The 22,830-nt window shown below is 63.4% G+C and carries 25 protein-coding genes; 22 read left to right on the forward strand and 3 right to left on the reverse strand.

Annotated features, from left to right (window positions below):
• Positions 1–30 precede the first annotated feature (30 nt).
• The 6 genes from N7333_RS08185 to N7333_RS08210 all read left to right on the forward strand — a co-directional run bounded on the left by N7333_RS08185 (position 31) and on the right by N7333_RS08210 (position 5,987).
• Complete coding sequence (locus N7333_RS08185) at positions 31–702, forward strand: DUF3275 family protein (RefSeq protein WP_279858653.1); 672 nt, start codon at positions 31–33, stop codon at positions 700–702.
• Between the two features lie 90 nt (positions 703–792).
• Positions 793–1,137 (forward strand): hypothetical protein, encoded by a 345-nt coding sequence (locus N7333_RS08190; protein WP_279858654.1) that lies wholly within the window; start codon positions 793–795, stop codon positions 1,135–1,137.
• Positions 1,138–1,279: 142 nt separating this feature from the next.
• Positions 1,280–1,936: a hypothetical protein gene (locus tag N7333_RS08195; RefSeq protein WP_279858655.1), complete on the forward strand. Its 657-nt coding sequence runs from the start codon at positions 1,280–1,282 to the stop codon at positions 1,934–1,936.
• A gap of 40 nt (positions 1,937–1,976) precedes the next feature.
• Entirely contained in the window at positions 1,977–3,110 is a 1,134-nt protein-coding gene (locus tag N7333_RS08200) for a DUF6094 domain-containing protein (protein WP_279858678.1), read from the forward strand.
• Between the two features lie 226 nt (positions 3,111–3,336).
• Entirely contained in the window at positions 3,337–3,627 is a 291-nt protein-coding gene (locus tag N7333_RS08205; RefSeq protein ID WP_279858656.1) for a hypothetical protein, read from the forward strand.
• Positions 3,628–3,713: 86 nt separating this feature from the next.
• Positions 3,714–5,987: a helicase-related protein gene (locus N7333_RS08210; RefSeq protein ID WP_279858657.1), complete on the forward strand. Its 2,274-nt coding sequence runs from the start codon at positions 3,714–3,716 to the stop codon at positions 5,985–5,987.
• Positions 5,988–6,122: 135 nt separating this feature from the next.
• Here N7333_RS08210 and N7333_RS08215 read toward each other — a convergent pair whose 3' ends face one another.
• Positions 6,123–9,059, reverse strand: coding sequence for a DEAD/DEAH box helicase family protein (locus N7333_RS08215; RefSeq protein WP_279858658.1), 2,937 nt, complete (start codon positions 9,057–9,059; stop codon positions 6,123–6,125).
• 418 nt (positions 9,060–9,477) lie between these two features.
• On the opposite strand from N7333_RS08215, the gene N7333_RS08220 reads away from it, so the two are divergent.
• From N7333_RS08220 to N7333_RS08250, 7 genes are read left to right on the forward strand one after another with little or no spacing between them, the layout of a single operon-like run.
• Positions 9,478–10,011: a PilL N-terminal domain-containing protein gene (locus N7333_RS08220; protein WP_279858659.1), complete on the forward strand. Its 534-nt coding sequence runs from the start codon at positions 9,478–9,480 to the stop codon at positions 10,009–10,011.
• 41 nt (positions 10,012–10,052) lie between these two features.
• Positions 10,053–10,661, forward strand: coding sequence for a hypothetical protein (locus N7333_RS08225; RefSeq protein ID WP_279858660.1), 609 nt, complete (start codon positions 10,053–10,055; stop codon positions 10,659–10,661).
• Between the two features lie 9 nt (positions 10,662–10,670).
• The gene (locus N7333_RS08230; RefSeq protein ID WP_279858661.1) at positions 10,671–11,396 is read left to right on the forward strand and encodes a TIGR03759 family integrating conjugative element protein; all 726 of its coding nucleotides are present in this window, start codon (positions 10,671–10,673) and stop codon (positions 11,394–11,396) included.
• The gene (locus N7333_RS08235; RefSeq protein ID WP_279858662.1) at positions 11,396–11,959 is read left to right on the forward strand and encodes a transglycosylase SLT domain-containing protein; all 564 of its coding nucleotides are present in this window, start codon (positions 11,396–11,398) and stop codon (positions 11,957–11,959) included. Before N7333_RS08230 ends, N7333_RS08235 begins: the two co-directional genes overlap by 1 nt.
• A complete protein-coding gene (locus N7333_RS08240) occupies positions 11,956–12,483 on the forward strand; it encodes an integrating conjugative element protein (protein ID WP_279858663.1) in 528 nt (175 codons plus the stop codon). Before N7333_RS08235 ends, N7333_RS08240 begins: the two co-directional genes overlap by 4 nt.
• Positions 12,484–12,493: 10 nt before the next feature.
• Positions 12,494–14,668: a type IV conjugative transfer system coupling protein TraD gene (gene traD, locus N7333_RS08245; protein WP_279858664.1), complete on the forward strand. Its 2,175-nt coding sequence runs from the start codon at positions 12,494–12,496 to the stop codon at positions 14,666–14,668.
• Positions 14,665–15,414 carry a TIGR03747 family integrating conjugative element membrane protein gene (locus tag N7333_RS08250; protein ID WP_279858665.1) on the forward strand — a complete coding sequence of 250 codons (750 nt, stop codon included), beginning with the start codon at positions 14,665–14,667 and terminating at the stop codon, positions 15,412–15,414. The genes traD and N7333_RS08250 overlap by 4 nt, the downstream gene beginning before the upstream one ends.
• Before the next feature lie 10 nt (positions 15,415–15,424).
• Here the strand turns inward: N7333_RS08250 and N7333_RS08255 are convergent, their stop codons facing one another.
• Together N7333_RS08255 and N7333_RS08260 are read right to left on the reverse strand one after the other, a co-directional pair.
• Positions 15,425–16,876, reverse strand: coding sequence for a hypothetical protein (locus N7333_RS08255; RefSeq protein ID WP_279858666.1), 1,452 nt, complete (start codon positions 16,874–16,876; stop codon positions 15,425–15,427).
• A gap of 266 nt (positions 16,877–17,142) precedes the next feature.
• Positions 17,143–17,451, reverse strand: a complete 309-nt coding sequence (locus N7333_RS08260; protein ID WP_279858667.1) for a hypothetical protein — start codon at positions 17,449–17,451, stop codon at positions 17,143–17,145.
• A gap of 32 nt (positions 17,452–17,483) precedes the next feature.
• Between N7333_RS08260 and N7333_RS08265 the strand changes: the two genes are divergently transcribed.
• The 9 genes from N7333_RS08265 to N7333_RS08305 all read left to right on the forward strand — a co-directional run.
• Positions 17,484–17,852, forward strand: a complete 369-nt coding sequence (locus tag N7333_RS08265; protein WP_279858668.1) for an RAQPRD family integrative conjugative element protein — start codon at positions 17,484–17,486, stop codon at positions 17,850–17,852.
• Complete coding sequence (locus N7333_RS08270; RefSeq protein ID WP_279858669.1) at positions 17,849–18,082, forward strand: TIGR03758 family integrating conjugative element protein; 234 nt, start codon at positions 17,849–17,851, stop codon at positions 18,080–18,082. Before N7333_RS08265 ends, N7333_RS08270 begins: the two co-directional genes overlap by 4 nt.
• A gap of 12 nt (positions 18,083–18,094) precedes the next feature.
• Positions 18,095–18,457, forward strand: coding sequence for a TIGR03745 family integrating conjugative element membrane protein (locus N7333_RS08275; RefSeq protein WP_279858670.1), 363 nt, complete (start codon positions 18,095–18,097; stop codon positions 18,455–18,457).
• A gap of 16 nt (positions 18,458–18,473) precedes the next feature.
• Complete coding sequence (locus N7333_RS08280; protein ID WP_279858671.1) at positions 18,474–18,869, forward strand: TIGR03750 family conjugal transfer protein; 396 nt, start codon at positions 18,474–18,476, stop codon at positions 18,867–18,869.
• Positions 18,866–19,540 (forward strand): PFL_4703 family integrating conjugative element protein, encoded by a 675-nt coding sequence (locus N7333_RS08285; protein WP_279858672.1) that lies wholly within the window; start codon positions 18,866–18,868, stop codon positions 19,538–19,540. The genes N7333_RS08280 and N7333_RS08285 overlap by 4 nt, the downstream gene beginning before the upstream one ends.
• The gene (locus N7333_RS08290) at positions 19,537–20,397 is read left to right on the forward strand and encodes a TIGR03749 family integrating conjugative element protein (protein ID WP_279858673.1); all 861 of its coding nucleotides are present in this window, start codon (positions 19,537–19,539) and stop codon (positions 20,395–20,397) included. The genes N7333_RS08285 and N7333_RS08290 overlap by 4 nt, the downstream gene beginning before the upstream one ends.
• Positions 20,387–21,811: a TIGR03752 family integrating conjugative element protein gene (locus N7333_RS08295; RefSeq protein WP_279858674.1), complete on the forward strand. Its 1,425-nt coding sequence runs from the start codon at positions 20,387–20,389 to the stop codon at positions 21,809–21,811. Before N7333_RS08290 ends, N7333_RS08295 begins: the two co-directional genes overlap by 11 nt.
• A complete protein-coding gene (locus tag N7333_RS08300; RefSeq protein WP_279858676.1) occupies positions 21,792–22,211 on the forward strand; it encodes a TIGR03751 family conjugal transfer lipoprotein in 420 nt (139 codons plus the stop codon). Before N7333_RS08295 ends, N7333_RS08300 begins: the two co-directional genes overlap by 20 nt.
• The coding region (locus tag N7333_RS08305; RefSeq protein ID WP_279858677.1) for a TraC family protein at positions 22,211–22,830 on the forward strand (620 nt) is incomplete at its 3' end. The genes N7333_RS08300 and N7333_RS08305, both read left to right, overlap by 1 nt.

Below are 22,830 nucleotides of genomic sequence, written 5' to 3' on the forward strand. Positions count from 1 at the left end.
ATCCTCACTCTCATCGCAAGGAGATCCGCCATGGCCGCTTCAGCCGCCCTGCAGCTACCTGCATCCTCCATCGTCGTTCCCGGCCAGCTCACGCTGCGCACCATTCACGGCCGTAACGGGCCGTTCAACGTCGGCCGCCTGGTCACGCCCATCGGCAAGTTTGCCGTCAAGGACGCGGAGTTGGAGCAGTACCCCGAAGGCAAGTACGACGGGGAATTCGTCATTCACTACATCGACTCCAAGGCTTATCCCACCTGTGATGGCATGCGCTTCGAGATCCGCGCCAGTCTGGGCGGCATGACGCTTTCGGGCATCGACAAACTGAGCAAGGCCGAGGCCCATGCCTTTGCCACCCAGGAAGTCGATCCACTGGACGAAGAACTGGCCGCGCAGCCGCTGACACCGGCGGCAACGCCAGCACCAGCGTCCGCTCCCGTGCGGGCATCGACGGATCCCTTGATCGATACCAGGCCCTTCGGCGTGGATGCGCCCGACGCTGCGGTCGCTGCCTCCGGCAGTCCCGACAGCGACGATGCCGCTCTGTTCGGCCTGCTGTGGCCGTTGGGCGAGTCGGTGAAACTGGATTCGACCATCGACCGCCGCACGCTGCGTCTACAAATCGCTCGCCTGGGTGTGCTGGGTTACGCACTCGACTTCAAGTCGCAGCAATGGAATCGTCAGCCTGACCAACAGGCTGCGTGATCTGCCTCGCCGCATCCGCGGCGTTTCATCCACCCGCCGGGGTTCCTTACCCCACGCGGGGGGGCTCCGGCTTTTCTGGAGGACTCCAGCATGCCAACCACCGCCTGCAATACCCCCTCACACCCCATCGGGGATACCCACTCTGCGCTCGATGAGCAAGCCTGGCTGGCGGTCTGCAACACGGCAGCCACACAAGCCAGAAAGGGTTGCGGCCTGTCTTACGACTACTACGTCGATCGCTTCAGTGCAGCGATTGATACGCACATTGATCAATTGCCCGCATGCCAGCGCGTACAGGCTCTGCAAATAGCCACAGAGGAATGGGGTTACGCGACACCTGCCGAGAGGCAGGAAACCCAAAACTGGAATACTGAACACGGCTATTGCGCGCACGGAATCGAACTGGGTTATTGCCCGGTCGGTTGCGGCTCGTAATCGAGAGCTGGCTGGGCCGAGGCGCTTCGTTGCAGCCCACACGCCCAGCAGCTCGAGCCGCAATATTGCGCCTCCCTTCATCCCCCTCGGGGCAGCACCTGCCTCCAGGCGGTGCTGCCCCCTATCCATCGAGGACATCACCATGCCTGCGCTTTCATCGCCCACCACGCTGTATCGCATCGACGAGTGCGCCGACCTGATGGCCGACGCCTGCATCCGTGACGAACAGGGCAACCTGATCTTCATCTCGGTCTGGGCGCGGGATACCGCGATCCAGCAGTTCCTGGCCCGGCTGACGCTAAGCCATGACGAGGATGGGTTGGACCAGTTCCACCTCATCACCGAGCAAGGGGGCGCAGTCCCCGTCTTCATCGGCACGGCCGAGCGTTTGGAAAAACGCCTGACCCGCGCCTATCGCCGCACGCTGTTCGGCTCGATGGTCAACCTCTGGCTGTTCGACCGGCGCTGCGTACGGCCCGACAAGAGCACGGCCAGCGCACTGGCGCTGCTGCCGCGAGCGGTAAGCGATCCGACGTCACGCCTGTGGCAACTGGTCAGGGACACCTGTCCGCTGCCGTTGCTGGATCACTGGCAAGCACCGGTACTGACCCTGCTGCGAGATCACAGCATGCTCCAGGAGCTGCCGGTGGCTCTCGGCCCCCTGCGCGGACTACGCCTGCAGCTGGACGTTCCAGCGCTGACTGACGCGCTGGGCGAACTGATCCGCCGCGGCGTACTTACCGCCTACCCGACACGGCAGCCGGCAAGCACTGAGCTGTCGCTACAGGCCGTGGCCTGAGGTTCCTCCAACGAATACGTCCCCGTACTCGCCCTCCTTAATCCCCGCCAATCAGGAGACTCCCATGGCCCTCATGTTCCCCAGGCTCGCACGGAATTTTGCCAAGAACGGCTACTACCCGACCGACGAAGCCACCCTCGAACGCGCGCTCAGCGCCCTGATGCCCAGCGATGGGCCGATGTGCATTCTCGATCCTTGTGCCGGCGAAGGCATCGCCATTGCAGAAGCCGCGCATGCCCTCGGGCGTGATCAGACCACCGCCTATGCGGTGGAGTACGACCTGGAACGCGCTAACCATGCACGGCGGCTGGTCGATCACTGCCTCCAAGGTGATTTGATGGATGCGTTGATCGCCCGGCAGAGCTTCGGCCTGCTGTGGCTCAACCCGCCCTATGGCGACTTGTCGAAAGATGCCAACGGCACTATCGGCTACGACGGCAGAGGCCGCGCCAGGCTGGAGAAGCTGTTCTATCAGAAGACGCTGCCGCTGCTGCAGTACGGCGGCATTCTCGTTTTCACCCTGCCGTCCTACGTGCTCGACCCGGAGCTGGTTGGCTGGCTCACCCGGCACTTTACCGACCTGTGCATTCACCGCGCGGTGGACACGCAGTTCAAGCAGGTCGTGGTGTTCGGTCGCCGTATCCGCCAGCGCGAGCTGGTGGGCGACGAGGTGAAATCCATCCGCACCCGGCTGCTGCAAATCGGACAAGGCGAACTCGATGCGCAGGAGCTTCCAGCCGAGTGGCCGTTGCTCCCCTACGTCGTCCCCACGGCCTCGGGCGAGCCCGAGCACTTCTATCGCATCAGCATGGAGCCGGCGCAGTTCGCCGAGGAAGTGCAGCGCCTACAGGGTCTGTGGCCGTCGTTCGAGACGCATCTCGGTGCCGCGCAGCAGTCCTTGCGTGCCCCGGCGCGTGCCTTGTCCCACTGGCACCTGGCGTTGGCCCTTGCGGCCGGCGCGATCTCGGGTGTGGTGCAATCCAAGAATGGCCGCGTCCTGGCCGTCAAAGGCGACACTCACAAGCAGAAAACCACCAGCACGGAGTATCGCGAACGCGACGATGGTTCCATCGCCGAGACGCGCATCCTCACCGACAAGTTCGTGCCGGTGATCCGTGCCTGGGACCTGTCCCCCGACTCGGCCACGCTGGGCCGCATCATCACCATCCACTGAGTCCATCCGGCGCTTTAACGTCCTGCCATACTCATCTCACAGAAGGCGCAACGCCTTCGTTTCGCGTCTGCGCAAGCGGCCTGGCCGCTGGTACACCTCTCGTTCACCTGCCCAGAGCAGCGATCTGATCTGATCTGACGGCAGGCAATGGTCTTCATCCACCCCATCGGGACATGGCTCCCGACGGGGCCGTGTCCTGAGCATTCCACCCAAGGAGTACATGCCCATGGCACACCAACCGACTCCCCTGCTGTTCGCAATAGGCACATTGATCTTCAGTCCCGGCATCGACCGCCTCATGCGGGAAGGCCGTCTTGATCCCCTGCCGTACTTCCAGCGCCACACCCGTGGCGATTGGGGTGACGTCAGCGATGCGCAGTGGCAAGCGAATAACGCCGCCCTGCAATCGGCTGAACGGCTCGAATCGGCCTACGTGGTTCACCGTGAACTGAGCCTCTGCATCGTCACCGAGGCAGACCGCAGCGCAACCCATATCTCGCTGGTATCCGAGCACTGACTCGGCCGTCAGCGTTTCTCTCATCCCCGGGGCATGTCATCGCCCTCTGGGGCAGGTGCATGCCCCGTTTTCATTGGAACATCACCATGTCCCTTGATCTTGAAAACCTTCCCGATACCGACGTGCAGGGCGACCTGCTCGAAGCCGCGGACGCCCCTCTTACGCTTAGCCTGCAGGACTTCGTGTCCGAGTTCGGCGACGAGCTGCTCGAATCGCTCAACCGCGCCAACCCGCCGGTCTACGCCGGCCAGGCGCGGGCGCATCGGCAAATCGTCGTCGACGGCCTCAAGCGGCAGTTGTTCGCGGCGCAAGCCGATGTCGTCCACGCCGTCGCCGAGCTGTTGATCGACCGCGGCGAACGCGCGGCGATCGTCAACGGCGAGATGGGTTGCGGCAAGACGACGGTAGGCATTGCCACCGCCGCCGTGCTCAACGCCGAAGGCTACCGCCGCACCCTGGTGCTCTCCCCGCCACATCTGGTTTACAAGTGGCGGCGGGAAATCCAGGAGACGGTGGCCGGTGCCAAGGTCTGGGTGCTCAACGGCCCGGACACGCTGGTCAAGCTGCTGAAGCTACGCGAGCAGCTGGGCGTATCGCCGCAGGGACAGGAGTTCTTCGTCCTGGGCCGAGTGCGGATGAGGATGGGTTTTCACTGGAAGCCGGTCTTCACCCAGCATCGCACGCGCCACGGCGACGTAGGCGCCTGCCCTGACTGCGGCCAGGTCATCACCGATCTCGACGGCGAGCCGGTCAATCCGATCGAACTTGAAGCCGAGGAATACCGCCGCAAGTGCAGTCAGTGCGCCGCTCCGTTGTGGACGCTGATTCGTCCAAGAAGGCTGTCCGCCAGCGACCAGTCCTCTGCTGTGCTCAAGGCGTTGAAGCGTATTCCCACCATTGGCGAGGTCACCGCACAGAAACTGATGCAGACGTTCGGCGATGCCTTCCTCGCCTCGATGCTCGGGGACAACATCCACGAGTTCATCAACCTGATGGATGGCAACGGCGAGCTGGTCTTCTCGGACCGGCAAGCCCAGCGCATGGAGCGAGCGATGTCGTCGATGGAATTTGGCTTTGGCGAAGGTGGTTACCAGCCATCGGAGTTCATCAAGCGGCAGCTTCCCCAGGGCACGTTCGATCTGCTCATCGCCGACGAGGCGCACGAGTATAAGAACGGCGGCTCCGCACAGGGCCAGGCCATGGGGGTGTTGGCAGCCAAGGCACGCAAGACACTGCTGCTCACCGGCACGCTGATGGGCGGCTACGGCGACGACATTTTCTACCTGCTGTTCCGCGCCTTGCCTGGGCGGATGATCGAAGACGGCTACCGGCCGACCAAGAGCGGCAGCATGACGTCGGCAGCAATGGCATTCATGCGCGACCATGGCGTGCTCAAGGACATCTATTCCGAGAGCATGGGCACGGCGCACAAGACGGCCAAAGGCAGCAAGGTCTCGGTGCGCACGGTCAAGGCGCCGGGCTTCGGTCCCAAGGGCGTGTTGCGCTGCGTCCTGCCGTTCACGGTCTTCCTCAAGTTGAAGGACATCGGCGGCAACGTGCTGCCGCCCTACGACGAGGAGTTTCGCGAGGTCGCCATGGATGACGAGCAGGCCAATGCGTACCGCACCCTGTCGTCGCGGCTGAGCCAGGAGCTGAAACAGGCCCTGGCGAAACGCGATACGACGCTGTTGGGGGTGGTGCTCAATGTACTGCTGGCCTGGCCGGATACGTGCTTTCGTGCGGAAACGGTCACGCATCCGCGTACGCGCGAACTGCTGGCGTTCGTCGCCTCCCAGTTCAACGAACTGGAGCAGATGCCCAAGGAGCGCGAGCTGATCGAGATCTGCCGCAAGGAGAAGGCGGATGGCCGCAAGACCCTGGTCTACAGCGTCTACACTGGCACACGCGATACGACATCACGGCTCAAGCTGTTGCTCGAACAGGAAGGCTTCAAGGTAGCGGTACTGCGCGCAAGCGTGGATGCCTCACGCCGCGAGGACTGGATCGCCGAGCAGTTGGACCGTGGCATCGATGTGCTCATCACCAATCCGGAACTGGTGAAAACCGGGTTGGATTTGCTGGAGTTCCCCACAATTGTGTTCATGCAGTCGGGCTACAACGTATATTCGCTGCAGCAAGCCGCACGCCGCTCCTGGCGTATCGGCCAGAAGCTGGCGGTCAAGGTGATCTACCTCGGCTACGCGGCCACCTCGCAGATGACCTGCCTGGCGCTGATGGCCAGAAAGATCATGGTGTCGCAGAGCACCTCGGGAGACGTGCCCGAATCCGGACTCGATGTTCTGAATCAGGATGGCGACTCGATGGAAGTGGCCTTGGCACGGCAGCTTGTTGCGAACTGAGCGATGCGGCCATGCCGGCAGCCCTTGGGCTGCCGGCCTCTTTGCCTCAATCTTCAGGGGCTACGCGATCAGCCTGAGCGCATCCTCTTCACTTTCGAGGTTGGAGCTGCAACATCCAACCTTCTCTCACGCAGCTTACGGGCTGGTTACTACTTTCACATCCGCCCCGGACACGCTTTTGATGTAGGAATAGCTGGTGCCAAGCACAGCTAGCTGATCAGCCGAGATTTTCGCTGCAGAAATCGCTGGCTGTACGATCACAAATCTGAAAATCATCTCATGGTCATGACACTTGTTGCGCAGCAGCTCCAAGTCCTTGGGTTCACCCTTCAGGATCCTATCGAACCCTTTCGGTAATGACTGCTGGTACCGATACATCAAACGATCAAAGAATTTTTCATGGGTGTACAGCCACTTGACCGACCGTGATGCCTGACCGCAGACCTCATAAACATCCTCCACCCGAGCGCCAGGTCGAGCCTCCCCGTCCTTTTTCGAGCAATATTTGCAGTGGTAGAGGTCGACCCAAATGGCGTCTTTGCTCTCCCTGATGGCCACCAAATCCGCAATCTCACCTGCATCATCATCATTGAAAATGAATGAGTAGTCGTTCTGAATCTGGCTAAAGGTAAACCCTTGCACAGTATCGAGGTTTCGTGCCGCCTTCATGGACTCGGTGTGGATCGGGGTTGTCCCCCAGTCCCAAGGTTCAATCAACGCCATCGGCAGTTTCAGATCCAAGGTATTGGGTGTGTAGAACCGGTAATTCCCCTCCACCATCGAACCGTCTACTGCCAGCAGTATCAACGGGTTTGCATCCAGATACTGCTCAAACGACCCCTCCTCTGCGAAGATGATTTTCACCCCCGGACAAGTGACTTTGTAACCGTCGTTCAGCAATCGAATTGTGATGTCCGGAAGCTGCCGTTCACCATCCGGCACCGCGGCAGTGACAGGTACGTTTAGCGTAAAGTCATCCGTACGTTGCGGCTTGCCGAGCTCTACGTCGAGAAGACTGAAAATCTCAGCATTGAAAGACAGCGAGATTTTTTGCTCGTTTTCGATCGCAATGGACTCTGGCCAATCTGCGTAGAAAAGCCCCGTCGGCCAGCTATCTTCAATTTTATCTGCACGCATCACATCCTTGAGAACCTCAGAAGAGTCAATCGTGGCATCGTTGAGCTTTAGGGAGGCGCGCTTGCACCATTCAATCCAGTAAATGATGCTTTCTGAATTCATCTCCCAGATCTTTCCTTTGTGAGAGCAGCCAACGGTGGTGCGCTGTCCATTCTCAAAACCCGTAGCGAAGATGTTGGACTTCTTCGCTGTACCATTTTGGATTTCACTGATGACTGCATTGATGTCTCGACCGACATGCATGGTGAATCTCAGATCTTTGCGCGTCCTGGATAACCCAACGTTCTGCAGCTTCATGAGCTTGATGTCGTGCAAGGTTCGGAAGGCCGGCTCGCCGCTGATGCGCCTGGCGTCCTTAGCGATCAAGCCCAAGAACCGCGCCGCCTGCGTTTCATCGCCTGAGGAGTGGATGAAAAGTGTCTTGTCCGGCGCATGGTAGTAAGCAAGATAGAGAATCCAGTTGGTATCTGCGATCGCGGAGGTCTGGGCCCATCCAACAGGCGTCTCGCGACGCGTAACCATGATGACGGTATCTTGCTCATCGTTGATGGAAAGGAACTGCAGCTGCTCTCTCTTTTGCGAAAAGTGCTCGGCTTTCTCAGGCCGCCACTTATCCCAATCGACATGGTAGGCGACCGCACTGATTTTTGGGGTTGGATTCAGCCCAAGGATCTCATCGGAGTCGGCATCATTCGAGAATTGGCCGCTGAAAGCCTCCTTTTCGATTTCGCGGGTGATCTTGTCATTGCTCACGTCGCGGATCACGGCACTCCAGTCCGCGCTCTCCTTGTAGAGCGCGGCCATTTGGTAATCAGTCTTCTGATTCGCGATGTTCGAGACGAATTTGGCATCCCCGAGAGTGGGATCAACGCGGGTAAGCCGACCAATGAACTGCAGCGTAACGGCTGGACTTCGATGCTGGTCGTGAATAGCGGCTATTTTGAGCTCCGGCAGATCGAAACCTTCGCCCAACATGTCTACGCAAACGATGATCTTGTGTTTTTTCTCGACAATTTCGCCCATCAGCTTGGCCCGGTTCGGCACCTTGCTATGGATAAGAACGGGCTTGAGATCATCATGTTTTTTGTATAGCTCAAACAACGCTTCAGCGCGCTTTTGGGATCGCGCACGCACCATCAGTAGATGGTTGAAGCCTTGCTCACGATCGCTTCGCAGCAACTCTACCGCCTTGTCCGCCACCACTTGATCAGCCAGCTCAAGATTGTACTCGCGGACCGGGTGGAACTCGATCGCTTTGAAGTAGCCGTCGTTTTGAGCATCCTTCAACGGGTAGTTGTAGATGATCGTGCCTTCCAGGGGCTGGTTATCCTCCCGGAAGGGCGTCGCAGTGAACTGCAAGCGTGGCTTCTGTTTGAACGCGGTCTTGACCCGGCCCCACGTCATGGCAGCCACGTGGTGCGCTTCGTCAATGACCAGGTGGCTACAGAGATCAGCCAGGGCCTGAAGAGCATCTGTGTTGAAGCGCTGAAGAGCTTGCGGTGTAGCAACGATCACATTCGCCTCAGCAAGCTCTTGTACATCCTCGACCGACATTCCTGAACTGACCGCTCTCACCACAGGATCAAGCGCCGTTTCGGAAATGGCGCCAATCTCTCGAAGAGTTTTCAGCCCAACACATTTATTCACAAGTTGCGAACGCAAGGCATCAGAAGGAACAAGCACCAGTGTCCTAGCCAACCGGCCTGCGATAAGCAGACCCAGCATGGTGTCCGTCTTACCGGTACCCGTTGGCATCACTATTGTGGCGGTCGTGTACGGAGACATCACAAGATGACCTAACGAGGCGTATAACGCTGCCAGCTGAGGTTTGCGCAGTCCGGGTGTATTGGTTTCCCGAGCAGCCAAGTTGAAATTGAACAGGTGCTGCTGCCAGCTTTGATAGACGTCTGAGTACTTCCCTGCCGCTTCAGCCATTGCGCTAATCCTTTCAGAATGGATACGTACCCTTGTTAGTGGCCATATGGTATCAGTGGTTCGACATTCCGGGGGCATCGCTGGTGATGACTGGAGTAATCGCTGGCGTTGGCCCAGCATGATCGAATGCCATGGTTCAGCCCTGCCGAGGCCCCCGACTGTCCTCATCTCACTATTCGGCAACCGTACAGGCCTGCGTCGAGTTATCCACAAAATCTGTGCATAACCCTTTCGATAAGATCCCAATCCCCCGACGCATGGGGCCTCGGGTTCACCTGCTGTTTTTTTGATCGCCGCTGGGTAAGTTGCTCGCTTTGGGCCTCCCTGTAAAAACGGCAACGCAGCGATTCCCATTGTTTACTGATGCGCCCACGCAGACGGGCGATGGTCTCGGCTCGTCCTTGCCGAGAGTTGAGCCATGCACCCCATCCGTTCCTACCGCAGTTGCCTGCTGCTGGCCGCACTGGCGACCGGCTGCGCAACGCCACCAGCGCCCTCTCCCGTTCCCGCAGAGGTCGCGGTACCGGCTCCAGGGCCGGAGTACGTCCCGGTCGTTCGCTACGGCCGCTACACCCTGGTCGAGCTGACCCCGACGGCCGACCAGCAGGATCTGCTGTTGCAGGTGGTCGACGTGTCCATTCCCGGCACACTGAGCGCCAGCGTCCGGGATGCGCTACGGCATGTGTTGCAACGCTCCGGCTATCAACTCTGCAGCGGAGGCGACACCGATGCGCTGGGCAGCCTCCCGCTGCCGGCGGCGCACTATCACCTCGGCCCGCTGCAACTGCGCGAGGCCCTGCTGACCCTGGCCGGGCCAGCGCGAACGCTGCACGTCGACCACAGCACGCGCCGAATCTGCTTCAGCCAGCCTCACTCAACGCCTGCCGAATCGGCGACGGCCAGCGCCGATAGCGCTCCCCTGCAAAGTTCCGCCGGGGAGCCACAGCCATGACGACAATGCCAGGCAATGAATCTCGCCCACACGGCCCCCTGATGCGCGTCGCCACAATCACCTGGCTGCTGCTGATCAGCGGCGCTGTAGCGATAAACCACGTCGCGCTGTCGGGTCTGGCGATCCAGGTCGAAACCAGCGCACCGAGCCGGCAGGTAGCCGCGCTGGAAAATCGTCTTGCCGAACTGATCCAGCAGATCGAGTACGTCCAGCAACAACCGGACGCCCTGCCCCAGGCGCGCTACGAAGCAGAGCGTGAAGTGCTGGAGCAACGGCTCAGTGCGATCGAGGCGGCGTTCGGCAACCAGCCGGCAGCGGACAACCTGCTGCCGCTGCAAGCCCGCCTTGAGCAACTGGAAATGCGCCTCAGCGCCCCCCCTCCTGCCCTACCGACTCCGCCTCGCCCACGCGCCGCCGCACCCGCCAAACCCAAGGCCATCGAGCCGCCATTCCGGGTGATCGGCACGGAGCTGCGCGCCGACGAGCAGTTCCTCTCGATTTTGGCTGCTGCATCGGACGCGCTTACGCAGGTTCGCCTGCTACGCCCCGGCGAGACCGAGGCCGGCTGGCACCTCGAGGCCATCGAAACCAATACCGCCGTGTTCCGGTACGGCGCCGACAGCCGTCGTCTGCCGATTTCGGCGCGGTAGGAGGGTCAGATGAGGCCTCATCGTATCACCCCCGCCCTGCTGCTCCTGTTGACGAGCAGCCTGGCCCAGGGCGCGCCATCCCTCAGCAGCGACAACCGGCCCAGCCGCGAGCGGCCGCTGGCCATCGAGCGCGCCGCCGAGCAGCAGGCCCGCGATTGGGGCCTGAACGCCGAGGAATGGACGCGCTACCACGACCTGATGCAGGGGCCGCTGGGGGTCTATTCACCGCACATCGACCCGCTCACGGCACTGGGCATCGAAGCGCGTACCGACCAGGAGCGGCAGCGCTACGCAGAGCTGCAGGTCGCGGCCGAAGCGCAGCGCGTCGAAAAGCTACTCGCCTACCAACGGGCTTACGACGACGCCTGGCAGCGGCTCCACGCCGATATGCCGCGCGTCATCTTGCCCGACGCCGGCCCGGCGTTCTCGCCGGTGGTGCCAGCGACGAGCGGACGGCTCGCCCTGTTCGTCGAGGACGCCTGCCCGGCCTGCGATCAAACCGCTCTGAAGCTGCAGGCCGCCGGCAGGGCGTTCGATATCTACGTCGTCGACAGCGGTGCCGACGACGTGCGCATCCGCGCCTGGGCGCAGCGCATTGGCATTGAGCCGGCCAAGGTGCGCAGCGGCCAGGTCACGCTCAATCACGACGCGGGCCGTTGGGTGTCGCTGGGGCTGTCAGGCGACCTGCCGGCGGTGGTGCGTCAGGTGGGTGGCCAATGGCAGCGGCAGCCGTAATGTCGCGCCGCACCGTGTCCGCACTGTTGACCTGTGCGCTGGCCAGCGCCGTCCGGGCAGGGGAAATTCCGCCGCCGGCCTATCAGGTCGCTGCGCAGCGTGCCGGCATTCCCTCGACCGTCTTGTACGCCGTGGCACTGCAGGAGAGCGGCACCCGCGTGGGTGGCCGCCTGGTGCCCTGGCCGTGGACGCTCAACGTCGCCGGCACGCCGCAACGCTACGCCACTCGTGCCGAGGCCTGCATCGGGCTGCGCGAGGCACTTAGGCGCACACCGGCCACCCGCATCGACGCGGGGCTCGGCCAGATCAATCTCGGTTACCACCCGCAGCGCTACGCCCAGCCCTGCGACCTGCTCGACCCCTACCGCAACCTGGCCATCGCTGCCGAGATTCTGCACGAGCAGCACGTCGCCGGTGAGGACTGGCTGCTCGCCATCGGCCGTTACCACCGCCCCGCCGGTGGCGCGCCGGCCGCACGCTACCGCCACAGCGTCAGCCAGCATCTGGCTCGCGTGCTGGGCGAACCCCGACTGGCCATCAGTTCCCGGAGAAACCTGCCATGAAATCCCTGCCCGTCCTCGTTGCCTGCCTCTCTCTACCGTGGCTTCCGATGCTCGCCCAGGCCGATGCCCTGATCATCATCGAAGATCGTGGCGGCGTCTCGGCCTTGCCGTACTACGAGGCCCTCCACCTGCTGCCGCGCGCCGAAGTGAGCGCGCCACGGATTGAGATGCCGCGTCCGCCCGCTGGGGTGGTCAACGAAGCGAGCATGCTTCCGGTACGCTCTGTGCGGCTGTCGCCCGGCAAGGTGGCGCGGCGCACGATCGAGGCACCGGGGCTGCCGGCGTTTTTTCTCGTCGGTGACGACCAACGCTCGCGCGCCTGGCTGCGGCAGCGGGCGCCGCGCTTGCGCGAACTCGGCGCGGTGGGCCTGGTCGTCAACATCAGCTCAGCCGAGTCTTTGGATGCGCTGCGGGCGTTGGTGCCGGGATTGCGGCTGTCGCCGGTGGCGGGCGACGATCTCGCCGAGCGCCTCGGCTTGCGGCATTACCCGGTGCTGATCACGGCCACCGGCCTCGAACAGTGAAGCGCCGGCCATGGCCCAGTCCCACGCGATCGAGGTGCTGCTACGGCCAGCGGTGGAACTGTATACCGTGGCGGTCTGCGCCGCCGCCGCGCTGCTGTCCCTGGTGGCCCCTTGGTCGCTGGCGCTGAATCCAACGATTGGCCTGGGCAGCGCACTGGCCTTCCTCGCCTTCGGCGCGATTCGCCTGCGCGATGCGCTGGTGATCCTGCGCTACCGCCGCAATATCCGCCGCCTGCCGCGCTACGTGATGACCAGTCGCGATGTGCCGGTCAGCCAGCAACGCTTGTTCATCGGACGCGGCTTTCGCTGGGAACAACGTCATACGCATCGCCTGACGCAGACCTTTCGGCCGGAGTTTCGCCGCTACGTCGAACCCACGCCCGCCTACCAGTTGGTGCGCCGCCTGGAGGAGCGGCTGGAGTTCGCGCCGTTTCCGCTGTCGCAGCTGGCCAAGCTCACCGCCTGGGACATCGCCCTCAATCCTGTGCGCCCGTTGCCGCCAGTCGGCGGCCTACCCCGGCTGCACGGCATCGAGCCGAACGAGGTCGATGTCAGCCTGCCGCTCGGCGAACGGGTCGGGCATTCGCTGGTGCTGGGCGCCACCCGGGTCGGCAAGACCCGCTTGGCCGAGCTGTTCGTGACCCAGGACATTCGGCGGCGTAACGCTGCCGGCGAGCATGAGGTGGTGATCGTGTTCGACCCCAAAGGGGATGCCGACCTGCTCAAGCGCATGTACGTGGAAGCCAAGCGTACCGGGCGCGAACGGGAGTTCTATGTCTTCCACCTGGGCTGGCCGGATTTCAGCGCGCGCTACAACGCCGTGGGGCGCTTCGGAAGAATCTCGGAGGTGGCCACGCGCATCGCCGGGCAACTCTCCGGCGAGGGCAATAGCGCAGCGTTCCGGGAGTTCGCCTGGCGCTTCGTCAACATCATCGCCCGCGCCCTGGTCGAGCTGGGCCAGCGCCCGGACTACCTGCTGATCCAGCGCCACGTGGTGAATATCGACGCGCTGTTCATCGAGTACGCGCAACATTACTTCGCCCGGCACGAGCCCAAGGCCTGGGACATCATCGTGCAGCTCGAGGGACGGCTGAACGACAAGAACACCCCGCGCAACATGATCGGCCGGGAAAAGCGCGTGGTCGCGCTGGAGCAGTACCTGTCACAAGTCCGCGTCTACGACCCGGTGCTCGACGGCCTGCGCAGTGCCGTGCGCTATGACCGCACCTATTTCGACAAGATCGTCGCCAGCCTGTTGCCGCTGCTGGAAAAGCTCACCACGGGCAAGACCGCGCAACTGCTCGCGCCGAACTATGCGGACCTGGCCGATCCGCGGCCGATCTTCGACTGGATGCAGATCGTGCGCAAACGCGCGGTGGTCTATGTCGGCCTCGATGCGCTGTCGGATGCGGAGGTCGCCGCCGCCGTCGGCAACTCGATGTTTGCCGATCTGGTTTCGGTCGCCGGGCATATCTACAAGTTCGGTATCGATGATGGGCTGCCCGAGGCCCTGGCGGGTACCCGGGTGCCAATCAACGTGCATGCGGACGAGTTCAATGAGCTGATGGGCGATGAGTTCGTGCCGCTGGTCAACAAAGGAGGTGGTGCCGGGCTGCAGGTCACCGCCTACACCCAGACGCTCAGCGACATCGAGGCGCGGGTCGGCAACCGGGCGAAAGCGGGCCAGGTGATCGGCAACTTCAACAACCTGTTCATGCTGAGGGTGCGCGAGACTGCGACCGCCGAACTGCTCACCCGCCAGTTGCCCAAAGTGGATGTCTACACGACGACACTGGTCAGCGGCGCCACCGATAGCTCGGATGTGCGCGGGCCGACCGACTTCACCTCCAACGCACAGGACCGTATCAGCACCGCCAGCGTGCCGATGATCGAACCCGCCCACGTGGTCGGCCTGCCCAAAGGCCAGGCCTTTGCCCTTCTGCAAGGCGGCCAGCTGTGGAAGATCCGCATGCCGCTGCCGGCCCCCGATCCGGATGAAGCCCTGCCCGAGGATCTCCAGCAACTCGCCGGCTACATGCGCCAGCACTATGCCGAGGCCGGCGACTGGTGGGAAAGCCAGGGCCTGCCAGGCCTGCAGGATCAGCCGCTGCCCGACGACCTGCTCGACGGCTTTCGCCACCTTGCCGATCCGGACGCTTCCGAAGATACCGAGGCACGTCCATGAAGGACCCAGCCGCCACCACTCAGCGCGAGCAGGCCCGCCAGCAAGGCGTGTTCGCCAGCCTCGTCACCCTGCCACTGCGCATGCTCGGCGTGCTGCTCGGCTCGTTGCTGCTGTCGATCCTCATCGAGTGCGCCGGCATGCACCTGTTCTGGCCCGAGCAGGGCTGGCGTCATGCCCAGGGCATGCTCGACTACGAACTGAACCATCTTTCCACCCACTTCACCCGCAGCGCGGTGGTGCAGGAGCCGGGGCGTACTGCGCACCAGCTGGTCGAGGGCGCCTACCAGTGGCTCTTCGTGAAAACCGGCCTGCTCGACTGGATGAGCCAGGCATCGGCCCGCTCGCGCGCGCCCAGCCATGGCGATGCGCGAGACGCCCGCTACTACATCAGCCAGGTCTACGTCTGGAGCGAGCGTTACCTGATCGCCGCGGCGTTCACGATATTGACCTTCATGGTGCGGCTGCTGGTTCTGGGGCTGACGCTGCCGCTGTTTCTGCTGGCCGCCTTCGTCGGCCTGGTCGATGGCCTGGTGCGCCGCGACATTCGCAAGTTCGGCGCCGGCCGCGAGTCAGGCTTCATCTACCACCGCGCCAAAGCCAGCCTGATGCCGCTGGCCGTCCTGCCGTGGATCCTCTACCTCACCCTGCCCATCAGCGTGCATCCGTTGCTGGTGCTGCTGCCGAGCGCGGCGCTACTCGGCCTGGCGGTGAACATCACTGCGGGCAGCTTCAAGAAATACTTGTGATCGCCGGCCACTACTCACCCTCCAGCTCGCGCAATTTCCGCTGAGCCTCCAGCAAGGCGATTCGAGCATTCAAGCGAGCGGTCTCGACAGCGGTATCCTGAGCGGATCCTTCAAGCTCCGAGTTGAGCGCAGCGATCTTCTTCTGCTTCTCCAGCCGAGCGATGTCTGCATCCAATTCGTCGAGTCCCGCCTGCTGCTTCGCGGCCTTCTCGCTGGACTTGTGGGCCTGCCGCGCATCCCTGTAGGCCAGCAGGTTGTCCATGTTGGCCGCTACCGTCTCCGAAAGTACCTTCCCACGCGCCGCCTTGTCCTCATACTTGAAGGTCGCCAGGCTGCCATTCTCGCGGAACGTAGCGCTGAGGGCGTTGTTCTGGAACATGCCATTGGTCAACGGCAACACACGTAGCGGAGCCAATTGGGGGGCCATCACGTTCACACGGAAAGCCTTTGGCGAATCGTCATCCACAATGCAGCCCTGGCTCGAAACTACCCGACAGATCAGCAATTGAGCGGGAATCGGGGTTCGATAGTAGAGGCCTGTTCTCTTGTCATTTTTAGGATCAGGGTAAGACGTTGACCCTGGACTCTGCTCACTAGGCTTGAGCAACGGTATCAACTCGCCACGAAGCTGAAACGACGCCATCAACTTCTCCAGAAACACATCCTTCTTACTTCCACCCTGTTCAGGCTGACCGGATTTGTTGTTTGGCGACGCTTGCGTCGTTGTCGTGCCCGCTCCTGCGACCTGGCTTGTGGTATTCGAGGGCGTCTTCTCGAAGAGATCCCTCAAGAACTTGGCATTCTCAGGCAGTGGGTCGGCATTGAGCAGCTCACTACCGACGCTCTCGGGCCAAACCCGCTCCTCTTTCACCGACACATACGCCAGCAGGCGGGCCAATGCCTTGTCTACGGCGGAGACTTGCTTGGTCAGCTTGCTTTGCTTCGCCTTAGCCTGCACCAGCATCGTCTTATCGCTCTCCGACAACGCATTCAGTATTGCCAGGCTCTCAAGTCGCGTGATGGTATCTGTTACCTGAACCAACTCTTTAGTGGTTTCTTCCAAGGCATCCTTGGCGATGGTGATTGCATCCAGCTTACGTATGGTCTGTTCGGAACAGCGCCATTCACCCGGTGTGGGTAGCATCCCCATCGGGCTAACTGGCACGCCCGATACCAGACTGGCCACGCCTATCCCCACCTTCACCACATCGCCGATGATGGCAGCCGATTGATCTTCCGCCGACGCATTGATGCTCTTGAGCGTACCGTTGTCGTAGGTCTGCAAGTCGAGCCCAGTGATCTTGCTCCAGTTGGACAAGGACTCGTAATCAACCACAAAGCGCTCGCCCACCACGTAGTGGGGTTCAGCAGCTACCTGCGTTGCAAATCGGATATCGGTCCGATTGTTCTCATCCTGACACCTCACCAGCGTGCGGGTGACGGAAAGGTTGAACTGGACCATGGGCAGGCCGTACTCCACGCCTATCCGTGCCTTACCTCCCTTATTGATGTAGTCCCCGTTCCCATCGGGCTTTACATCAAGGTGTGTCTGGCAGCCAGCGGTAAAAACGATACTCCCCAAGCACCACAGCAGACCCAACCTGCCCATATCGCTTCCCTCAAATTTATTATCGGTTCCATACAGCATGATTAGGCGCTGTGATTCGTATATAGGCCAAGAACGGGGTATGGGAAAGCAGCACCTTTGATCGGTGCAACGAAACGGTTTCAATCCTTTCCGTATATCGATAATTGCGTGACACGCTCCAGATCATCGACAAGGGGCCTGCGCTCGTAGTGTTCCAGCACCACCCGCCTGTCTTCGCCGGCCCGGTTACGGTGCGTGAATGCCGCGCCTTCGACAATCACCGAGCGCGCCTCGCGCACTACCTGGCTCGATTTCAGCTTGCAACAGCGCCCGTTTGGCACCGCTACCGGAAAGCGAATAGCCGGTGTCCTGGCCATCGCCACCCACCCAATAGGGATAGCCTCAAGTTCCCTTTGTTTAAGACATCTCCCCAGCCATACAGAGAGCATTTCGCCATTCCTCGCACATCGTGGATTGCCCCATGTCCAAGCGACTGCTCTCTCCAGCTAACAGGCATCACACCATCAGCCCGATCCCGGCGCTGCTCGGTTTGTGCCTGGCCGCTCACGCCGGCGCCGACGATGCCACGCCCGAACACGCCCGCCTCGCCGCCGCGCTGCGCCAACTCGACAGCATCGAGCGCCTCGTCGCGCAGCAGGCCGCGCAACCACCCGACGAGCGTGCCCGCTACCACTTCGACTACGGCCGCCTCGCCGCCGACCTGGAGCGTGTGCGCGGTGGTATTCGTGACTACCTGACGCCCTCGCGTGCCCAGCCGCGCGACCCTGCCGAGCTGCTCGGCGAGTACCGCCAGCCTGCCGCCGCGCTCGACGCGCAGGAGGTGCCATGAGCGCCGCCCAGATCGCCGCGTTTCAGGCCAATAGCGGCCTCACCCCGACCGAGATGGCAACCGTGCTGCTCGGTGCAGTGTTCGCCGCGCTGCTCCTGTGGGGCGTCTGGGCGATCCGCAGCGCCTACGTCGGCTGGGCCGAAGAACAGCTTTCCCATCGTCAGTTTCTGGTCGTCGTGGTGCGCTTCGTCGTGCTGTACCTGGTGCTGGCATTTTTCCTGCTCTCGTAAGAGGTCGTCCTGATGAAGCCGCTCGCCCGCACCTTCCTCCCCCGCCCCTTCGCTGGCCTGGCGACGCTGCCGCTGTTCGGCGTGCTGTCGCCCTGTGCCCAGGCTGCTTTGCCCACCCTGGAGAACCCGTCGCGCGGCGTCGGCACGGGCATCCTGCAAACGCTGCAGAACTACGGCTACGACATCGTGATGCTGATCGCCCTGCTGGTGGTCGCCTCGATGTTCGTCGGCGTCTGCTACCACGCCTACACCCGCTACGCGGAGATTCATATTGGTCGCTCGACCTGGGGCCAGTTCGGCCTGACCGTGGCGGTCGGTGCGATGTTGCTGGTGGTGGGCATCTGGCTGCTGACCGAAGCCATCGGCGTGCTCTGAACCGAGGCCTGCCGAGATGACCGAAGACATCCGCCCGGACGGGACGGTGCTGTTTCTGCCCCACCGCCTCAACCGTCATCCGGTAGTGGTGCGCGGGCTGACGGCAAATGAGCTGTGGGTCTGTGCCGGCCTGTCGGGTCTGCTTGGCCTGGCAAGCGGCATAGCGCTGGCCATCCTGCTGGCCACAATCGCCATCGTCCCCACGGCCATCCTGCTGGCAGTCAGCGCAGGCATCTTCATCGGCGGCGGTGCACTGCGCCGACTCAAGCGCGGCCGCCCCGAGACCTGGCTGTACCGGCAGTTGCAGTGGTGGATCGCGCTGTGTCTACCGGCGCTCGCCACCCTCACCGACGGCCAGCGGCTGGTGACCCGTTCCGGTTACTGGAGCACACGCAGGAGTACGGCACCGTGAGCCGGTTCAAGAACGAAGTGCTGCGGCTCGACGCCCACATCAGGACCCTGCGCATTGGGGCCAGCCTGCTGGTGATGCTGGCACTGGTCATGGGCATCGGCTGGTGGAGCGCGCCGCGCGATCTGACCATCCATGTGCCGCCAGACCTGCGCTCGGGCAGTACGCGCCCCTGGTGGGACGTACCGCCCGAGAGCGTATACGCCTTCACCTTCTATGTCTGGCAGCAGCTGCAGCGCTGGCCGACCAATGGCGACGACGACTACCCGCGCAACCTGCATGTGCTGTCGCCCTACCTCACGCCCGCCTGCCAGGCGTTCCTGCAGCAGGACTACGAGTACCGCCGCAACAGCGGCGAGCTGCGCCAGCGTGTGCGTGGCATCTACGAGATTCCCGGCCGCGGTTACGGCGACAACCCCACGCTGCGCGTGCGCAGCGTCTCCACCCGCGAATGGGTGGTGAACCTGGATGTCACGGCCGACGAGTACTACGCCTCGGAGCAGGTCAAACGCGCTCTGGTGCGCTACCCGCTGAAGGTCCTGCGCAGCGACGTCGACCCGCAGCGCAACCCGTTCGGGCTGGTCATCGACTGCTACGAAGGCGCGCCGCAGCGCATTGCCAGCCCGGTCGATCCGGCGGCCACGCCTGTCCCTGCCCTGGAAAACACGCCATGAACCGCTTTATGCCCCTGGCCCTCGCGGCATTCGCGCTGGCTCCGTTCAGCGCCGCCCAGGCCACCGAGCTCCTGCGCTGGGAGCGCTTGCCCCTGGCCTTGCCACTGGTGGTCGATCAGGAACGCGTCGTCTTCGTCGAGCGCAATGTCCGCGTCGGCGTGCCGGCCTCGCTTGGCAATCGCCTGCGCGTGCAGAGCGCCGCCGGTGCGATCTACCTGCTGGCCAGCGAGCCGATCGAACCAACCCGGCTGCAACTGCAGGACGCCGACACCGGCACGGTGATGCTGCTCGACATCGCCGCCGAGCCGGCCCAGGACGGCCAGCTGCCCCTGGAGCCGGTGCGCATCATTGAGGCTACATCAACCGCGGCTGCCTCCGCGGCCGATGACGGCAGTGCCGCCTCGGCTCCCGTGCGGGCCACACCGCAGCCCGTGATCCTGACCCGCTTTGCGGCGCAGAACCTCTACGCCCCGCTGCGCACCGTCGAACCCGTGCCGGGCGTTGTGCGCGTCACCCTGCGCCGCGACCTGCCGCTCGACACCCTGCTGCCCACCCTGCCGGTCCAGGCGCACGCGCTGGCCGCCTGGCGCCTAGACAACCTGTGGGTCAGCGCCGTGCACCTGCGCAACCACAGCACGCATTGGCTGGAGCTGGACCCGCGTGCGCTGCAGGGGCATTTCCTCGCCGCGACGTTCCAGCATTCGACGCTGGGCCCGCGCGGCACGCCAGAGGACACCACCGTCGTCTACCTCGTCACCCGGGGACACAGCCTGGCGCAAGCCCTGCTGCCGACCATTGCGCCTATCGACGCGGCGCTCAGCCTGCCCGCACCCATAGGAGGCCACGATGCACAGTAATGGCCTGCTCAAGTGGTTGATGATTCCCCTGCTGCTGTTGCTGGTGTTCGGCGCCGTCAAGCTGTTCTCCACTGGTAGCGACGCGCCCGGTGCCGCAGACGAGGCCAGCCGCCTGACGCCCGAGGAAGCCAAGGCGCTCGGCATCGAGGGCGACACCCCGCGCGACACCGTAGCGACGCTGGTCGCCCAGGTTCGCCAACTGCGCAGCGAGTTGCAGACCGCACTGAGCGACAACAAGGTCCAGCGCGACGAGAACCAGCGCCTGCGCCAACGCGAAGGGGCCATCGACCAGCGCATCCAGAGCGCGCTCGACAGCGAACGCAACCAGCTGCACCAGGACCGCCAGCAACTCAGCCACGAACGTCAGCAGACCCAGGGCCTGCTGCAGCAACTGCAGCAGCGGCTCGATGCCATCGGCAAGGAGGAGCACGCCGATCTACCGGTCGGTCTGGGGCTCGAGCCAAGCGACGGCCTGCCCGGCGACACCCTGCGCTGGATCGAGCCGGAGGATCGCCGTGACGATGGTCAGTCGCGCAGCAGCGACACGGCCGGTAGTTTCAGTTTTCCGACAAGCTTCGGGCCGGCGCAGAAGACGCTGGAAAGCACCGCCAGCGCCGCCGTCGACGCCGGCCGCCGCGCCGCGGGGGCGCCGGAGACCACTGCGGTGTACACCGTGCCGACCAACTCGACGCTGATGGGTTCGATCGCCATGACGGCGCTGGTCGGCCGCGTGCCCATCGATGGCACCGTTAACGACCCCTACCCCTTCAAAGTGCTGATCGGGCGGGACAACCTCACCGCCAACGGTATCGACATTCCGGATGTGGCCGGTGCCGTGGTCAGCGGCACGGCCTCAGGAGATTGGACGCTGTCCTGCGTGCGCGGGCAGATCCGCTCGGTCACCTTCGTCTTCGAGGACGGCACCATCCGTACTCTGCCCAACGACGACGACGCGCGCGGCGGCAACCGCCAGACCAACAACGACACTGACACCCAAGACGGCCTGGGCTGGATCAGCGACCCGTATGGCATCCCCTGCGTCTCCGGCGAGCGGCGCAGCAACGCCCAACAATACCTGGGCTCGCAGGCCCTGATCACCGCAGCCGGTGCCGGCGTCGCCTCGCTGATCGACGAAGGCAGCGGCCAGGTCTCCTACATGAGTAGCGACGGCTCGGTCGGCACCCTGGGCATCGGCGCCAACGAGGCCATGGGCCGCATCCTCGCTGGGGGCGTTCAGGACATGTCCGCCTGGGTCAACCAGCTCTACGGCCAGGCGTTCGCGGCGGTCTACGTCAAGCCCGGCGCCCAGGTGGCCGTGCACCTCGAACAACCCCTGACCGTCGACTATGACCCCGCCGGTCGCCGCGTCGATCACCGCCTTGGAGGGCTGCCCCATGCACAAGACCTGGACTGAAAGCCTGGCCCTGCTGGCCATGGCGCTGGTGCTCGGTGGCTGCGCCACCAGCAAGGAAGCACTGCTGCCGCACGACGACACCACGATGCTCGATATCTGGAATATGGAGACCGGCAGCGGCAGCGCCCGGCAGCTGCTCGATGCGCGCCAGGCCCTGCGCCGGCCGCTGAGCGAGGCTGATGTGCAAGCTGCGCCGGCGATGCAGGCCCGCTATACGCGCACGGCGGCCAACGAGATCTACCGGCAGTTCCATCGCCTGCCCAATCCTGATCTGCTGATGTACGTGTTCCCCCACCTGGCCGGCAGCGACCCGGTGCCGGTGCCCGGCTACACCACGCTGTTTCCCCTGTACCAGCGGGTACAGTACGCCCTGCCAGGGGAACGGCTGGAGGACTACTGATGGCCTGGCCGTGGTTTATGCGCCGCGCCCAGACCGAGGACCCGGCGCCTCCTGCAGACGCTTGGGCGCGCCACGTCGCCGAGCTGCACGCCCACGGCCTCGCCGAGCCCGGCACTGCACAGAGCGCGCATAGGCCAGCCACGCATGCCGATGAGCAGGCGCTCTACAGCGTGGCGCCCTCCTTCGCCGATCGGCTGCCGTGGGCCGAGTACCTGCCCGAGTCGCAGTGCATGCTGCTGGATGACGGCATCTCGGTCGCCGCCTTCTACGAACTGATGCCGGTCGGCACAGAGGGGCGCGAACCCGCCTGGCTATTGCAGGTGCGCGACACCCTGGAAAACGTGCTGCAGGACGCGTTCGACGAGCTGGAGGACAACCCCTGGGTCGTGCAGTTCTACGCCCAGGATGACCCCAGTTGGGACAGCTACCTCGACGCGCTGCGCGCCTACATCCAGCCCCGCGCCCAAGGCAGCGCCTTCACCGCGTTCTACCTGCGTTTCTTCGGCCATCACCTGCAGGCCATCGCCAAACCGGGCGGCCTGTTCGAGGACCACACCGTCACCCGCCTGCCCTGGCGCGGGCAAACCCGGCGCACGCGGCTGGTCGTCTACCGCCGGGT

Origin of the sequence: Pseudomonas sp. GD04158, assembly GCF_029834875.1 — a bacterium.
Classification (GTDB): Bacteria; Pseudomonadota; Gammaproteobacteria; order Pseudomonadales; family Pseudomonadaceae; genus Aquipseudomonas; species Aquipseudomonas hydrolytica.

What these genes read in the sequence shown, in the direction of transcription:
- N7333_RS08185 (WP_279858653.1), top strand. Translation starts at nt 31, where the DNA reads ATGGCCGCTTCAGCCGCCCTGCAGCTACCTGCATCCTCCATCGTCGTT.
- N7333_RS08190 (WP_279858654.1), top strand. Translation starts at nt 793, where the DNA reads ATGCCAACCACCGCCTGCAATACCCCCTCACACCCCATCGGGGATACC.
- N7333_RS08195 (WP_279858655.1), top strand. Translation starts at nt 1,280, where the DNA reads ATGCCTGCGCTTTCATCGCCCACCACGCTGTATCGCATCGACGAGTGC.
- N7333_RS08205 (WP_279858656.1), top strand. Translation starts at nt 3,337, where the DNA reads ATGGCACACCAACCGACTCCCCTGCTGTTCGCAATAGGCACATTGATC.
- N7333_RS08210 (WP_279858657.1), top strand. Translation starts at nt 3,714, where the DNA reads ATGTCCCTTGATCTTGAAAACCTTCCCGATACCGACGTGCAGGGCGAC.
- N7333_RS08215 (WP_279858658.1), bottom strand. Translation starts at nt 9,059, where the DNA reads ATGGCTGAAGCGGCAGGGAAGTACTCAGACGTCTATCAAAGCTGGCAG.
- N7333_RS08220 (WP_279858659.1), top strand. Translation starts at nt 9,478, where the DNA reads ATGCACCCCATCCGTTCCTACCGCAGTTGCCTGCTGCTGGCCGCACTG.
- N7333_RS08225 (WP_279858660.1), top strand. Translation starts at nt 10,053, where the DNA reads ATGCGCGTCGCCACAATCACCTGGCTGCTGCTGATCAGCGGCGCTGTA.
- N7333_RS08230 (WP_279858661.1), top strand. Translation starts at nt 10,671, where the DNA reads ATGAGGCCTCATCGTATCACCCCCGCCCTGCTGCTCCTGTTGACGAGC.
- N7333_RS08235 (WP_279858662.1), top strand. Translation starts at nt 11,396, where the DNA reads ATGTCGCGCCGCACCGTGTCCGCACTGTTGACCTGTGCGCTGGCCAGC.
- N7333_RS08240 (WP_279858663.1), top strand. Translation starts at nt 11,956, where the DNA reads ATGAAATCCCTGCCCGTCCTCGTTGCCTGCCTCTCTCTACCGTGGCTT.
- traD (WP_279858664.1), top strand. Translation starts at nt 12,494, where the DNA reads ATGGCCCAGTCCCACGCGATCGAGGTGCTGCTACGGCCAGCGGTGGAA.
- N7333_RS08250 (WP_279858665.1), top strand. Translation starts at nt 14,665, where the DNA reads ATGAAGGACCCAGCCGCCACCACTCAGCGCGAGCAGGCCCGCCAGCAA.
- N7333_RS08255 (WP_279858666.1), bottom strand. Translation starts at nt 16,876, where the DNA reads ATGGTCCAGTTCAACCTTTCCGTCACCCGCACGCTGGTGAGGTGTCAG.
- N7333_RS08260 (WP_279858667.1), bottom strand. Translation starts at nt 17,451, where the DNA reads ATGCTCTCTGTATGGCTGGGGAGATGTCTTAAACAAAGGGAACTTGAG.
- N7333_RS08265 (WP_279858668.1), top strand. Translation starts at nt 17,484, where the DNA reads ATGTCCAAGCGACTGCTCTCTCCAGCTAACAGGCATCACACCATCAGC.
- N7333_RS08270 (WP_279858669.1), top strand. Translation starts at nt 17,849, where the DNA reads ATGAGCGCCGCCCAGATCGCCGCGTTTCAGGCCAATAGCGGCCTCACC.
- N7333_RS08275 (WP_279858670.1), top strand. Translation starts at nt 18,095, where the DNA reads ATGAAGCCGCTCGCCCGCACCTTCCTCCCCCGCCCCTTCGCTGGCCTG.
- N7333_RS08280 (WP_279858671.1), top strand. Translation starts at nt 18,474, where the DNA reads ATGACCGAAGACATCCGCCCGGACGGGACGGTGCTGTTTCTGCCCCAC.
- N7333_RS08290 (WP_279858673.1), top strand. Translation starts at nt 19,537, where the DNA reads ATGAACCGCTTTATGCCCCTGGCCCTCGCGGCATTCGCGCTGGCTCCG.
- N7333_RS08295 (WP_279858674.1), top strand. Translation starts at nt 20,387, where the DNA reads ATGCACAGTAATGGCCTGCTCAAGTGGTTGATGATTCCCCTGCTGCTG.
- N7333_RS08300 (WP_279858676.1), top strand. Translation starts at nt 21,792, where the DNA reads ATGCACAAGACCTGGACTGAAAGCCTGGCCCTGCTGGCCATGGCGCTG.